14 protein-coding genes, 1 tRNA gene and 1 pseudogene are annotated in these 14063 nt (G+C 55.9%); 7 read left to right on the forward strand and 9 right to left on the reverse strand.

Annotated features, from left to right (window positions below):
- Positions 1-4: 4 nt before the first annotated feature.
- A tRNA-Val gene (locus AB1E37_RS10865) sits at positions 5-81 on the reverse strand.
- A gap of 254 nt (positions 82-335) precedes the next feature.
- On the opposite strand from AB1E37_RS10865, the pseudogene AB1E37_RS10870 reads away from it, so the two are divergent.
- Positions 336-913: pseudogene (locus AB1E37_RS10870) on the forward strand (TIGR00730 family Rossman fold protein).
- Between the two features lie 139 nt (positions 914-1052).
- On the opposite strand, the gene asr reads toward AB1E37_RS10870, so the two are convergent.
- The gene (gene asr, locus AB1E37_RS10875; protein WP_004175849.1) at positions 1053-1391 is read right to left on the reverse strand and encodes an acid resistance repetitive basic protein Asr; all 339 of its coding nucleotides are present in this window, start codon (positions 1389-1391) and stop codon (positions 1053-1055) included.
- 175 nt (positions 1392-1566) lie between these two features.
- Positions 1567-2940: an MdtK family multidrug efflux MATE transporter gene (gene mdtK, locus AB1E37_RS10880; protein WP_004148609.1), complete on the reverse strand. Its 1374-nt coding sequence runs from the start codon at positions 2938-2940 to the stop codon at positions 1567-1569.
- Positions 2941-3169: 229 nt separating this feature from the next.
- Here mdtK and AB1E37_RS10885 point away from each other — a divergent pair, with 229 nt between their 5' ends.
- Positions 3170-3805: a riboflavin synthase gene (locus tag AB1E37_RS10885; RefSeq protein WP_002907792.1), complete on the forward strand. Its 636-nt coding sequence runs from the start codon at positions 3170-3172 to the stop codon at positions 3803-3805.
- A gap of 36 nt (positions 3806-3841) precedes the next feature.
- On the opposite strand, the gene cfa is transcribed toward AB1E37_RS10885, so the two are convergent.
- Both cfa and punC read right to left on the reverse strand, forming a co-directional pair.
- Complete coding sequence (gene cfa / locus AB1E37_RS10890) at positions 3842-4990, reverse strand: cyclopropane fatty acyl phospholipid synthase (RefSeq protein ID WP_002907788.1); 1149 nt, start codon at positions 4988-4990, stop codon at positions 3842-3844.
- Positions 4991-5282: 292 nt separating this feature from the next.
- The gene (punC, locus tag AB1E37_RS10895) at positions 5283-6464 is read right to left on the reverse strand and encodes a purine nucleoside transporter PunC (protein WP_002907785.1); all 1182 of its coding nucleotides are present in this window, start codon (positions 6462-6464) and stop codon (positions 5283-5285) included.
- A 112-nt stretch (positions 6465-6576) separates the two neighbouring features.
- Here punC and punR point away from each other — a divergent pair, with 112 nt between their 5' ends.
- Positions 6577-7581, forward strand: a complete 1005-nt coding sequence (gene punR / locus AB1E37_RS10900) for a DNA-binding transcriptional activator PunR (RefSeq protein WP_002907780.1) — start codon at positions 6577-6579, stop codon at positions 7579-7581.
- On the opposite strand, the gene purR is transcribed toward punR, so the two are convergent.
- Positions 7508-8533 (reverse strand): HTH-type transcriptional repressor PurR, encoded by a 1026-nt coding sequence (gene purR, locus AB1E37_RS10905; RefSeq protein WP_002907778.1) that lies wholly within the window; start codon positions 8531-8533, stop codon positions 7508-7510. The two genes, punR and purR, sit on opposite strands and share 74 nt — an antisense overlap.
- Before the next feature lie 292 nt (positions 8534-8825).
- Here purR and AB1E37_RS10910 point away from each other — a divergent pair, with 292 nt between their 5' ends.
- Positions 8826-8918: a YnhF family membrane protein gene (locus AB1E37_RS10910; RefSeq protein WP_002907776.1), complete on the forward strand. Its 93-nt coding sequence runs from the start codon at positions 8826-8828 to the stop codon at positions 8916-8918.
- 167 nt (positions 8919-9085) lie between these two features.
- Positions 9086-10252, forward strand: a complete 1167-nt coding sequence (locus tag AB1E37_RS10915; RefSeq protein ID WP_002907773.1) for an MFS transporter — start codon at positions 9086-9088, stop codon at positions 10250-10252.
- A 62-nt stretch (positions 10253-10314) separates the two neighbouring features.
- Here the strand turns inward: AB1E37_RS10915 and sodB are convergent, their stop codons facing one another.
- Positions 10315-10896 carry a superoxide dismutase [Fe] gene (sodB, locus tag AB1E37_RS10920; protein WP_002907771.1) on the reverse strand — a complete coding sequence of 194 codons (582 nt, stop codon included), beginning with the start codon at positions 10894-10896 and terminating at the stop codon, positions 10315-10317.
- A gap of 469 nt (positions 10897-11365) precedes the next feature.
- On the opposite strand from sodB, the gene AB1E37_RS10925 reads away from it, so the two are divergent.
- Entirely contained in the window at positions 11366-11851 is a 486-nt protein-coding gene (locus AB1E37_RS10925) for an AraC family transcriptional regulator (protein WP_004184275.1), read from the forward strand.
- Here the strand turns inward: AB1E37_RS10925 and AB1E37_RS10930 are convergent.
- Complete coding sequence (locus tag AB1E37_RS10930) at positions 11806-12678, reverse strand: C40 family peptidase (RefSeq protein WP_004898621.1); 873 nt, start codon at positions 12676-12678, stop codon at positions 11806-11808. The two genes, AB1E37_RS10925 and AB1E37_RS10930, sit on opposite strands and share 46 nt — an antisense overlap.
- Before the next feature lie 340 nt (positions 12679-13018).
- On the opposite strand from AB1E37_RS10930, the gene AB1E37_RS10935 reads away from it, so the two are divergent.
- Positions 13019-13366 (forward strand): Grx4 family monothiol glutaredoxin, encoded by a 348-nt coding sequence (locus tag AB1E37_RS10935; protein ID WP_002907768.1) that lies wholly within the window; start codon positions 13019-13021, stop codon positions 13364-13366.
- A gap of 47 nt (positions 13367-13413) precedes the next feature.
- On the opposite strand, the gene rnt is transcribed toward AB1E37_RS10935, so the two are convergent.
- Positions 13414-14061 (reverse strand): ribonuclease T, encoded by a 648-nt coding sequence (rnt, locus tag AB1E37_RS10940; RefSeq protein ID WP_004898618.1) that lies wholly within the window; start codon positions 14059-14061, stop codon positions 13414-13416.
- Positions 14062-14063 lie beyond the last annotated feature (2 nt).

The raw sequence follows: 14063 nt of genomic DNA on the forward strand, positions 1-14063 counted from the left end.
ATTATGGTGCGTTCGATTGGACTCGAACCAACGACCCCCACCATGTCAAGGTGGTGCTCTAACCAACTGAGCTACGAACGCAATGTTGTGGTGACAACGGGGACGCATATTAGCGGCAGGGAGGGGATGTGGCAAGAGGTAAACGTCACTTTTCTTGCACATTGCATGCGATTGCGGAACTTTTACTCATTCCGGATATATTTTACTGAACCACAAGGATATTTCTTCGCCAGCGAGCATCACGGCTCTCATTTTTCAGGCAGTCCAAACCTGCGCGGAAGGGTTGCCGATGTGTTAAATTATCGGCCACCAGAAGAGAAGGAGTCATAACGAAGATGAAATCGATTGGTATTTTCTGCGGTTCTTCAGCTGGCGAACATCCGCTGTACCTCGAAACCGCCCGTCTGGTTGGACGTACGCTGGCGCAGCAGGGGTTGGCGCTTGTCTATGGCGGCGGCAAAGTTGGTCTGATGGGGGCGGTCGCCGATGCGGCGCTGGAGGCCGGTGGCGTGGTGATCGGCGTGATGCCGCGCGGCCTGGTGGAGCGGGAAATTGCCCACCGCGGCTTGACGAGCTGCATGTGGTCGAGGATATGCACGAGCGGAAAACCAAAATGGCGGCGCTGGCGGATGGCTTTATTGCCCTGCCGGGCGGGGCGGGGACGCTCGAGGAGATTTTCGAACAATGGACCTGGGCGCAGCTGGGGATCCATGAGAAACCGTGCGCGTTCCTGAATATTAAGGGTTATTACGATCCGCTTCAGGCGATGGTCGATAACATGGTACGGGAAGGGTTTATGCACCCGCGCTACGCGGAGATGCTGCCGTTCGCTACCTCGGCAGACGAGATTATCGCCGGTTTTCGCGACTATACGCCGCCGGCCCGTAAATGGGTTCAGCAGACAGCTATTTAAACATCAAGCGCAGGGTAAACAGCGCGCAGACGATGAGCAGTAACAGCAGCAATTCGAAGCGATAGCGTTGCAGCATGATGTCCTCCTGAAAAAAACCGGCGCTGTTCAGCGCCGGTTTATCACCTTAACGCCCTGACCATTATGCCGCCGGTTTAGCTGCATGGTGCGTCGTTTTATGGTGTTTCTTCGCCGCCTGCGCTTTCTGCGCTACTGCCGGTTTAGCAGCGGCTTTATGGTGTTTCTTCGCCGCCTGGGCTTTTTGCTCAGCAGCCGGTTTTGCAGCGGCTTTGTGGTGTTTCTTCGCCGCCTGCGCTTTCTGCTCGGCTGCCGGTTTCGCGGCCGCTTTGTGATGTTTCTTATGGTGAACGGTAGTATGGCTGGCTGCTGCACTCGGGGTGGTGCTTGCCGCATCGGCAGCGAAAGCAACTGATGACAGACCCATAGCAGCGGCAACGACCAAAGCTAATACTTTTTTCATTCTGAAATCCTCGACTTGGTTTCTTGAGTAACCCCACTGCGGGGCTGTTGGCAACACTATAAGCGCCTGCCGGGAGGCTATCAGTGAGTCTTTGGTGTCAGGGAGTAACGGAATGTACAACGCGCCGTTATAGCGAAGAACGAAAAAGCCCGCCGGAGCGGCGGGCTTAGACAAGTTAGCGCGCAGCGCGCTGTAAGATGATGCTGGAAGGCTGGCGCTGCAGAAAACGCATCCGCAGCATCATCATGATGGCGGCGGAGGTCAGACCGATGATAAATCCGCACCAGAAACCGGCAGGTCCCATGCGGGGCACAATCATATCGGTCAGCGCCAGCAGATAGCCGCTCGGCAAACCCAGCACCCAGTACGCGGTAAAGGTAATGAAAAAGATAGACCGCGTATCTTTATAGCCGCGCAGAATGCCGCTGCCGATCACCTGAATAGAGTCGGAGATCTGATAGATAGCCGCCAGCAGCATCAGGTGCGAGGCCAGCGTAACCACCTCGGGATTATCGTTATACAGCAGCGCAATCTGCTTACGCATCAGGACGGTAAAGATAGCGGTAAATACCGCCAGGCAGACCCCCACGCCCACGCCGGTGCGGGCCGAAACCTGGGCATCGATCGTTGAGCCCTGGCCAAGGCGGAAGCCGACGCGTATGGTGACCGCCGCCGCCAGCGACAGCGGCAGAACGAACATCAGCGAGCTGAAATTAAGCGCGATCTGATGACCAGCGACGTCAATGATCCCGAGCGGGGAGACCAGCAGCGCGACGACGGCAAACAGAGTGACTTCAAAGAACAGCGCCAGAGCAATGGGCAGCCCCAGCTGCACCAGCCGTAACAGGACGGCAAAATCAGGGCCGCTGAAGCGCTCGGCGCAGCGGATATCGCGCATCGTACGCGCCCGGCGCACCCACCACAGCATGCTGGCGAACATCACCCAGTAAACGGAGGCCGTCGCCACACCGCAGCCGACGCCGCCCAGCTCGGGCATGCCGAAATGACCATAGATAAAAATATAGTTCACCGGAATGTTGACCAGTAATCCAATAAAGCCCATGACCATCCCGGGCTTGGTTTTTGCCAGCCCTTCACACTGGTTACGAGCGACCTGGAAGAACAGATAGCCCGGCGCGCCCCACAGCAGCGCGCGCAGGTAGCCAACCGCCTTCTCTGCCAACAGCGGATCGATGTTATGCATGGAGCTGATGATGTATCCGGCGTTCCACAGCACGACCATGATCAGCACCGAGACAAAGCCGGCCAGCCAGAAGCCCTGACGCACCTGCGGCGCGATACGCTCCCGCCGCCCGGATCCGTTAAGTTGCGCCACCACCGGGGTCAGCGCCAGCAGAAGGCCGTGGCCGAAGAGGATCGCCGGCAGCCAGATGGAGGTCCCGATGGCCACGGCGGCCATATCCGTGGCGCTGTAGCCACCCGCCATCACGGTATCGACAAAACCCATCGCCGTCTGCGCCACCTGCGCAAGGATGACGGGTATAGCCAGAGCTAATAACTGACGCGCTTCAACGAAATACTTCTGCACGTGAACACCTTCGAATTGTTGTTATTTTGAGACTAAAAAAGCCGCCGTAACTGGCAGCAAGGGGATAAAAATGAGGAATTTCCAGTCTATTGTAGCGAGGATTGGCTATTAAGCCAGTGAAAAAAGAGTCGAGGCACGAAGCGCGCTGGCAACCGCTTTGCCCTCCTGTTATTGTTCCCGATAGCGAAAGCGGTAATGATACCGTCATGATTTTCAACAGGAGCCAAACATGTTTACTGGTATTGTTCAGGGAACCGCGAAAGTGGTCTCCATTGATGATAAACCCAATTTTCGCACTCACGTGGTTGAGTTACCGGCACATATGCTGGAGGGGCTGGAAACCGGCGCCTCGGTAGCCAACAACGGCTGCTGCCTGACGGTGACCGAAATCAACGGCGCGCGCATCAGCTTCGATCTGATGAAAGAGACGCTGCGGATTACCAATCTTGGCGATATTCAGGTCGGCGATGAAGTGAACGTCGAGCGAGCGGCGAAATTTAGTGATGAAATCGGCGGGCATTTAATGTCCGGCCACATTATGACCACCGCGGAAATCGTGAAGATTCTGACTTCCGAAAATAACCGTCAGATCTGGTTTAAAGTGCAGGATCCAACGCTGATGAAATACATCCTCTATAAAGGATTCATCGGTATTGACGGCATTAGTCTGACGGTGGGTGAGGTGACGGCGACCCGTTTCTGCGTGCATCTTATTCCGGAGACGCTGCAGCGGACCACCCTGGGAGCGAAAAAACTGGGCGATCGCGTCAATATTGAGATTGATCCGCAGACCCAGGCGGTTGTCGATACGGTCGAACGCGTGCTGGCCGCGAAAGAGATGGCGGCTAAGGTCAATGAAGCCTGAAAAAAAATCCCCCGCCGATAAGCGGGGGAGTGTTATTTAACGGGCGACGCGCAGTCCATGTTCAATACCGCGCGAGAACACCACCTGCCAGAGCTGAATGTCGCGGGCGCGGAAGGCGCCGGCGCAGGCGTTCAGATAATAGGTAAACATGCGTTTGAAACGCTCAGAATAGTTATCGGCAATTTCCGGCCAGCTGGCGAGGAAACGCTCATACCAGGCCATCAGGGTCGTGTCGTAATCGGCGCCGAAGTTGTGCCAGTCTTCCATCACAAAATGCTTCTCGCTGGCTTCGGCAATGTGACGCACGGAAGGCAGGCAGCCGTTCGGGAAGATATATTTATCGATCCACGGGTCAACGTTATGGTCGGTGACCTTGGAGCCAATGGTGTGCAGTAAAAAGCGGCCGTTGGGTTTCAAATTACGGTCGGCAACCTCAAAGTAGGTAGCGTAATTTTTCGGCCCCACGTGCTCAAACATGCCAACGGAGACGATGCGGTCAAAGCTGTCGTGCAGATCGCGATAATCCTGGAGACGAATCTCTACATCGAGATCGGCGCAACGCGCCTGGGCCATTTTTTGCTGTTCGGCGGAGATGGTTACACCCACGACGCTGACCTGATAATTTCGCGCCATATATTCGGCGAGACCGCCCCATCCACAGCCAATATCCAGTACCCGCATGCCTGGCTCCAGCTCCAGTTTGCGGCAGATGAGATCCAGCTTAGCCTGCTGGGCGGCCTCGAGGCTCTGCGCCTCTTTCCAGTAACCGCAGGAATATTGCATATAGGGATCAAGCATCCGGCTGAAGAGATCGTTGCCGAGGTCGTAGTGCTCTTTACCGACAATCCAGGCACGTTTTTTACTTTGTAGATTAAACAGACGAGCGCCTGCGATGCGGAGTGTGTCTTTGAAATGGTGTGGGAGCTGCTTTTCCAACCCGGCGCGTAACACCTTGTGGAAGAATATATCCAGACGCTCGCATTCCCACCAGCCGTCCATATAGCTTTCGCCTAAACCCAGCGAACCTTCCTGCAAAACCCGTTTAAAAAAGAGAGGATTTTTAACCCGCAGGTCGGACGGCGCGGAGCCATTGATTTCAATTCCCGCACGGCCTAATAATTCAGCTGCAATCCGGTACCAGTCATCATTTGGTACACTTACTTCTTCTATACACGATGAACTCATAGCTTCTCCATCACGCCCAAGTGATCAGAACCTTAAAACAGCGTAGACGCTTTTTTGGCTTTGTGAGAAATCTCACGGATAATCCGTGAAGTCGCTATCCGACGTAAACAGAGGAAGGGAGATAACCCTTGCCGAAAGGCCTTCCATGGTGAAACGGAGGCATCCTGCATCCGTTAATCTGTAACTATTTTCTATTTATGTGAACCCGGATCCAGTATAGGACGCTAAGTACTGGCTTTCAATAAAAATTTCTTAGCATGCTAACGACTGGTCCGGGCCCTGGCGACGGGCATTACGCGTGGGAAGAGTGGGGTGTCAGCTCCGGCGTCTGCTGCAGGCGATAGCCTATTCCGGCTAAGCCAATCGAAACCAGCATTACGCTGGTGGTGGTCAGCAGCGGCGTGGCGATCAGCGCGGATACCAGCAGACTGGTCAGGAAGCACAGGCCAAGCTGCAGGGTATTTTGCAGCGCCGCCGCGCGGCCGGTCGCCTGCGGAAAAGGCTTCAGCGCCTGAGCAACCACGATGGGGTAGATCCCGCCGTTGACCACCGCCATCATGCAGAACGGGATCATTAACGCCACCAGCGAGGCATGGGTTTGCAGGCCCACCAGCCAGGTGGCGGCTACGCTGACGGCAAAAATCACCAGCAGCCACGGCAGCATCTGTTGACCGGACCATTTCTGCAGCAGCGCGCGACAGCCATAGCCTCCCACCAGAAAGGCGATGGTCTGCGGAATATAGCTCAGGCCGATAGCGGTTGGGCCATAGCCCATTTCATGCAGGATAAAAGGTGAACCGGTAAGCCAGGCGAAGAAGCTGGCGGAACAGGCGGCGTAGATCAGGACGTTGCCGCTGTATTCCCGGGAGCGCAGCAGCGCGAGAAAGGTGATCTTTTGCTGCGTCACTACTACTGACTTCGCGGCTGCCTTCAGGCGCAGGGCAGGCAGCATCAGCAGCAGAGTGATGGCGAACAGGGTGGCGAAGATGGCTTGCCACTCGAAGTGCACCAGCAGCCAGCTGCCCAGCAGCGGGGCCAGCGCCGGCGACAGTCCTACCAGCGGCATAATGGTGGCGAAGATGCGGTTCGTGCGCTGGGCAGGATAGTAATCGGCGACCATCGCCTGCCAGGTAACGGCCGCGGCACAGACGCCAATCGCCTGCAGAAAGCGCAGCGCCAGCATCAGGGTGGCGTTGTGCACCCACAGCATCCCCAGACAGCCGGCCGCGAAAATCGCCAGGCCGCTCAGCAGCACCGGTTTACGTCCATAGCGGTCCGACAGCGGTCCCCAGAACAGCTGGCCCAGCGCGAAGCCGGCGAGGAACAGGCTCAGGCTGGCGCTGATGGAGGCGGCGGAGGTGTTGAGATCCTGCTGCATGGCGGCAAACGCCGGCAGGTACATATCGGTGGCCAGAAAGCCCAGCACGCTCAGGCCGGCCAGCCAGACTAAAAATCCTTTCCCGGGTTGTGACATAACGTTCTCATAGTTGGTGTACAGGTACGATGCCGCAGAGTGTAGGGAGTGCATTGTGGCTTGTGAAACGCTAATATTTGTCACATGCATTCAAAAATTTTGCAGGCAGAAAATGTGGTCTGAATACTCTCTGGAAGTGGTTGATGCCGTCGCCCGTAACGGCAGCTTCAGCGCGGCCGCGCAGGAGCTTCACCGGGTGCCTTCCGCGGTCAGCTATACCGTGCGTCAGCTCGAAGAGTGGCTCGCCGTTCCCTTATTTGAGCGTCGCCATCGTGATGTGGAGTTGACCCCCGCCGGGGTCTGGTTTTTACAGGAAGGGCGCTCTGTTATCAAAAAAATGCAGATCACCCGCCAGCAGTGTCAGCAAATTGCGAACGGCTGGCGCGGACAGTTGTCGATCGCAGTGGATGATATTGTGAAACCGGCGCGGATGCGTCAGATGATCGTCGATTTCTATCGCCATTTTCCCGACGTCGAACTGATCGTCTTTCAGGAAGTATTCAATGGCGTATGGGATGCGCTGGCCGACGGCCGCGTTGAGCTGGCGATTGGCGCAACGCGATCTATTCCGGTCGGCGGTCGCTATGCGTTCCGCGATATGGGGATGCTGAGCTGGGACTGCGTGGTGGCGAGCGATCATCCGCTGGCAAAGATGGAGGGACCCCTGAGCGACGACGTCCTGCGTAACTGGCCGTCGCTGGTGCGGGAGGATACCTCGCGCTCGTTGCCTAAACGGACAACATGGTTGCTGGATAACCAGAAGAGGGTAGTCGTCCCTGACTGGGAATCATCAGCAACCTGTTTGTCGGCAGGACTCTGCGTCGGCATGGTGCCGAGCCATTTCGCCCGTCCATGGATAGATCGCGGCGAGTGGACTGCGCTGGCGCTGGAAAATCCGTTCCCGGATGCCGCCTGCTGCCTGACGTGGCAGCAGAACGATGCCTCACCGGCGCTGAACTGGATGCTTGACTATCTGGGGGACAGCGACACGCTGAATCGGGAGTGGCTGCGGGCGCCGGAGAGATCCGCGCCCGCCAGATGCCTTAACGACGATAATCGACAAACGGGCCATCCGCTACCGAGCGGCGCTCAACCAGACGAGGGTGCACTTCGATAGACTGCGACTCTTCACGCTTGTTGACGATACGATCCAACAGCATGTTAAATGCGGCCTCGCCCAGGGAATCTTTCGGCTGATGAATGGTGGTTAACGCCGGGCTGAAATAGCGGGCGTTGCGCACATTATCATAACCGATCAGCGAAATGTCCTGCGGCACCCGCAGTCCCATTTCATCCGCCGCGCAGATAGCGCCCATCGCCATGATATCGCCGCCGCAGAAGACCGCCGTCGGGCGGTGCTGCTGGTTTAGGATCTGCTGCATTGCGCGGTAGCCGGACTCCGGCTCGAAGTCGCCCTGCACAATCCAGTTTTCCGGCACGCTGATATGCGCCTCTTTCATCGCCTGCATGAAGCCGGCCAGTCGCCCCGCGCCGGTGTTGCGCTCCAGCGGGCCCGGGATCACGCCGATTTCGCGATGGCCGCGTTCAATCAGGTAGCGTCCGGCGATATAGCCGCCCTGGAAGGCGTTATCGATCACCGCATCGGTGAAGTCGGCTTTCGCCTCGCCCCAGTCCATCACCACCATCGGGATATGGCGGTACTCTTCCAGCATGCTCAATACCGAATCCGGATACTCGGAACACATCACCAGCAGACCGTCTACGCGCTTTTGCGCCATCATCGACAGATAGGCGCGCTGTTTTTCCAGATCGTTCCACGCGTTACCGAGGATCAGAGTATAGCCCTTCTGGAAGCAGCTCTTTTCAACGGACTCAATAATTTCAGCGAAATAGGCGGCTTCGCTACTGGTCGCCAGCAGGCCAATCGATTTGGTGTGATTGACTTTCAGGCTGCGCGCCACGGCGCTCGGCGAGTAGTGCAGCTCTTTGATCGCCGCCCATACCGCATTACGCGTCTCTTCGGCAACGAAACGGGTTTTGTTAATTACATGTGACACAGTTGTAGTGGAAACGTTTGCGCGTTTCGCTACATCTTTAATAGTTGCCATTACATCTCACTCCATGCCTTGACCTGATCGCCTGATCATCGATACGTAAACGTTTGCCTACACACACCCTGAATACAATTTTCAACATTGCATCACGTCGGGAAAACGACACAGAACGACAGGAAGGGGTCAATGGCCGATACGCTTTTAAATTAGCGTGGGATTTTGTCCGATCTTGGGGCAAAGTGGAAGAGCAAAAATGTGCATCGCCCTAAATCCCGGAAGATTTTTGCGATTTTTTGTGCAAAAATGAACAAGCTCACTTTTGGTGTGGGGATAACAAGAGGGAAAAATGATGGATACCAATTTAAAGTTTTCGCTGATCACCACGATTATTGCTCTCGGCGTGATTGTCGCTTTCAGCCTGACCGCCATACTGCACTAATGTTTCGCTGAGGGAGGAGCGCCGCTTCCTCCCCATATCCCGCCATTATTATCAATTCTGCAAAAATCTTTTGTCATTTCGTTCACTTTTGTTTTTTTGTGATTGATGTCATGCTTTTGACTTCTGATGTTACGCCGTCCTCTCTGACGGTCTGATGGAGTCATTGAATGAAAATCAACTTTCCTTTACTTGCGCTGGCGATCGGCGCCTTTGGCATCGGTACCACCGAGTTCTCCCCGATGGGATTGCTGCCGGTGATTGCGAAAGGTGTGGACGTCTCGATACCGGTAGCGGGAATGCTGATCAGTGCGTATGCCATCGGCGTCATGGTCGGCGCACCGCTGATGACGCTGCTGTTGTCGCATCGCGCACGGCGCAATGCGCTGATTTTTCTGATGGGGATCTTCACCGTCGGCAACCTGTTGTCATCCATCGCGCCGGATTACACCACGCTGCTGCTGTCGCGCATTATTACCAGCCTCAACCACGGCGCTTTTTTCGGCCTGGGATCGGTGGTGGCGGCCAGCGTCGTGCCAAAGCATAAGCAGGCCAGCGCGGTAGCCACTATGTTTATGGGCCTGACCATCGCCAACATTGGCGGCGTGCCGGCGGCCACCTGGCTTGGCGAAACCATCGGTTGGCGGATGTCCTTCCTTGCTACTGCGGGATTAGGCCTGCTGGCGATGGTTAGCCTGTGGTTCTCCCTGCCCAAGGGCAGCGCGGGGGAACGTCCTGATGTCAAAAAAGAGCTTTCTGTCCTGCTGCGCCCGCAGGTGCTATCCGCGTTGCTGACCACCGTGCTGGGCGCCGGGGCGATGTTTACGCTATATACCTACATTTCGCCAGTGCTCAATACGCTGACCCACGCTTCATCGCTGTTTATAACCGCGATGCTGGTGCTGATTGGCGTCGGTTTTTCGCTAGGCAACTATCTGGGCGGCAAATTTGCTGACCGGTCGGTTTCCGGCACGCTGAAGGGCTTTCTGCTGCTGCTGATGGCGATCATGCTGGCGATCCCGCTGCTGGCGCAATCCCAGGCTGGGGCGGCCATCAGCATGATTGTCTGGGGCGCAGCAACCTTTGCGGTGGTTCCGCCGCTGCAGATGCGGGTTATGCGCGTAGCGCATGAGGCGCCGGGGCTCTCTTCTTCGGTGAATATCGGCGCGTTCAACCTCGGCAACGCGCTGGGCGCCGCCGCCGGTGGGGCGGTGATCTCTGGTGGACTGGGCTATGCGTTTGTGCCGGTGATGGGCGCGATTATCGCTGGTCTGGCGCTGCTGCTGGTCTGGTTTAGCGGGCGAGCGCAGCCGGAAGAGGCTTTCGCCAGCCAGTAATCATCGGCTGGGCAAGGGCAAAAAAAAACCACAGCCGGGGAGACCCCGCTGCGGTTTGTCGTTTATGCCGCGAGGTTAGCCGCAACAAACTTCCAGTTAACCAGCGCCCAGAAGTGGTCCAGGTAGCTTGGACGGGCGTTGCGGTAGTCGATGTAGTAGGCGTGTTCCCAAACGTCAACGGTCAGCAGCGGCTTCGCGTCGGTGGTCAGCGGGGTGCCGGCGTTGCTGGTGGAGACGATAGCCAGGCTGCCGTCGGCATTTTTGACCAGCCAGGTCCAGCCAGCGCCGAAGTTTTTCGCCGCGGCATCGGTAAATTTGGCTTTAAAATCCGCGAAGCTGCCGAAAGATTTGGCGATTGCGGCCGCCAGTTCGCCTTCCGGTTCGCCGCCGGCGTTAGGCGCCAGGCAGTTCCAGTAGAAGGTGTGGTTCCAGACCTGCGCTGCGTTGTTGAATACGCCGCCTTCAGACGTGCGGACGATCTCTTCGAGGGACTTGCCTTCGAACGCAGTGCCTTTGATCAGGTTGTTGAGGTTAGTGACATACGCCTGGTGGTGTTTACCGTAGTGATATTCCAGGGTTTCTGCGGAAATGTGCGGCGCCAGGGCGTCTTTTGCATATGGTAATGCAGGTAATTCAAACGACATTGCTACTCTCCTTATAACTTTTTGTTTTATCTCACATTGACAGGATGAGGTTTTCACCTGAATCGTGTTCTGACCGCCCGACGCTGTCGCGTCCCGGGCGTGTTATTGTATTGAGAATGTTAACATTTGCCGCAAGCAGTGAAAAGCCTTACAACGATAAAGGCTATTATCACCGGTGCATGTGGTGAAGGCTTAACCGTTTTCTGCAGGAGTGGGTGATAAGCCGCCAAAATTGTTGCAACCCTGTATAAGGAGATGCCCTCTGCGGATTTGCGAACTCGCATGGCGATTAACTACTCTGCTTCGCCGCTGTCACGCATTGCGCTGGACAAAAAATAAAACTTTAATATCAAACGATTAATAAAAATATGCGCTCAGGCAATCGTCGCTATGCCAATAATTCATTGTCTATTTTTTAATTTGTATGACAAATATAGCCGCCAGCAGTAATTTCCCCAGGATGACGACGATGGCAAAAACAGATGAGGTGGTGAGCGCGAAAATGATCCCGGTGGTGCAGGGGATTGTTGACTGGATCGAAGCACATATTTTCGACACCCTGTCGGTGAGCGCGATTGCGAAAAAGTCCGGCTACTCACACTGGTACTTCCAGCGACAATTCGCCATGGTAACGGGCTGCACGCTGGCGAGCTACGTCAGCCGACGAAAGATGACGATTGCGACAATCTATTTAACGCAGACGCAGGCGTCGATACAGAGTATTTCTCAGTGCCTGGGATACGAGGGACAAGCCGCTTTCTGCCGGACCTTTCACCGTCACTTTGGCATGTCGCCGACCCGCTATCGTCGTGATACGCCGGGCAAAGAGAGCAATATGCAATATCCCTTGCGGGTGGGGATGGAGATCGAGCAGGAGAGGCGGTCTGCCGCCGCAGCGGCAGACCGGGATCAGCGAATGGTTTTCGGCGTCATGACGCGACGAGCGCCGACATAATGGCGAACCCAGTAATCCTCGCTCAGGGAGGTGATTTGAATATCACGACCTGTGCGCGGCGACTGAATGAATTTTCCGTTGCCGACGTAGACGCCGACATGGTCGGCAGCGCCCCGTCCGCGGGTGCGGAAGAAGACTAAATCGCCGCTCTGCAGTTCATCACGATCCACCGGACGCGCATCGCGCAGGTGGTACATTTCGTTGGCCGTACGCGGGATGTGGATCTTTACCAGGTCCTTATAGGCGTAATAGACCAGCCCGCTGCAGTCAAACCCGGTGCGCGGCGAGGTGCCGCCCCAGCGATAGGGTTTACCCAACTGGCCCATCAGTTTATTCATCGCGGTATTTTGCGCTTTTTGCACCCGGACCTTGTGGGCGTCGGCGATCGTTAAATTCGCTTCGCTGGCCTCGGGCTTACAGCGTTTTTTATAGCCCTTGCGCACCACGCACTTGCTTTTGACGCTGTTTAGCGCCAGGGTCGGCTCGGCGCTGGCGGCGACCGTTTTCGCGCACTGCTTTTTATAACCTTTACGCAGCACGCATTTTTTCGTCGCGCCGGCGGCCTGACGATGAAGTGCGGTTTGGCTTGCTGCGGTAGTGCGGGTAGGGAGCCGGGTGCGCGAGGACTTTTTACTGGTGGTTTTAGCGGTGGTTTTAGTTTTTTGACTGGTTGCTTTTTTCTTGCGCTCTGAGCCACTTTTCGCGGGCAACGCTTTTGGCGAAGCGGAGGCGTGCGTATGCCCTGATGCCTGAGCCAGTGGCGTGAATGAGATAGACGTGAACAGTAATGCACAGAGCGATATCGCGATTTTGTTTAGCCGCGCCACTGAGCAATCCCCTGATTAATTACAGACATGTACAAATGCCTGACGATGAATGACAAACCGGAATGATTCTAAAGCATAAAAAGCCGGAAAGTTAATATTCTTTTGTATCAAAAATGTCGATTGGTTAACGATTGCAAGAAAACGCGTCAGACATTGACCGCCTCGCACAGAAAATGCGCAATGAGCGCCCGCCTGCGACCGCAAAATGATATTTTTAAGGCAACTTCGCGCAACAGAAGATAAAATATGAATAGTGAAAAAAATGTTATTATCCGTCCTGCCTACAGGACGCTACAATGACAAGTTACTGCCGTAGAAAGAAGTTTAAGGAAGCACGACAATGAGCTCGACTTTAGAAAAGATCCAACGCCAAATCGCTGAAAACCCGATCCTGTTGTACATGAAAGGGTCGCCGAAGCTGCCAAGCTGCGGTTTCTCTGCCCAGGCCGTTCAGGCGCTGTCCGCCTGTGGCGAACGTTTTGCTTACGTTGATATTCTGCAGAACCCAGATATCCGCGCCGAGCTGCCTAAATACGCCAACTGGCCGACTTTCCCGCAGCTGTGGGTAGACGGTGAACTGGTGGGCGGCTGCGATATCGTCATCGAAATGTACCAGCGCGGTGAACTGCAGCAGCTGATCAAAGAGACGGCGGCAAAGTACCATACCGACGAGCCAAAAGCGGAGTAATTCCCGCCATCAGTAAAAAAGCGACTTCCTGGAAGTCGCTTTTTTTATCACTCCGGGGTGGCTACGGGCAGCGGCCAGCCGCCCAGACGCTTCCAGCGGTTCACGATCTCGCAAAACAGCTGCGCCGTCTGCTCGGTATCATACAGGGCGGAGTGAGCCTGCGCGCCGTCGAACGGCATACCCGCGGCAATACAGGCTTTCGACAGCACCGTCTGGCCCAGCGCCAGCCCGCTTAGCGCGGCGGTGTCGAAGGTAACAAACGGATGGAAAGGGTTGCGTTTAAGTCCCGCGCGTTCGGCGGCGGTCATGGTGAAGCTGTGGTCAAAGGTGGCATTGTGCGCCACCATGATTGCCCGGCTGCAGTCGCTCTCTTTCATCCCTTTGCGCACCATTTTGAAGATGGCATGCAGGGCATCGTATTCGCTGACGGCCCCGCGCTGCGGGTCATGCGGGTTAATCCCGTTAAAAGCCAGCGCTTCGGGCTGCAGATTGGCGCCCTCGAAAGGTTCAACATGGAAATGCAGCGTTTCATCGGGCATCAGCCAGCCGTGCTCATCCATCTTCAACGTAATGGCGGCGATCTCCAGCAGGGCGTCGGTTTTGGCGTTAAATCCTGCGGTTTCAACATCGATCACCACCGGATAAAAACCGCGGAAACGGCCGCATAGACCATTCAGTTGAGCGTTCTCGGACATCA

Source organism: Klebsiella sp. Shm-1 (assembly GCF_040804525.1).
In the GTDB taxonomy this organism is placed as follows: Bacteria; Pseudomonadota; Gammaproteobacteria; order Enterobacterales; family Enterobacteriaceae; genus Klebsiella; species Klebsiella pneumoniae.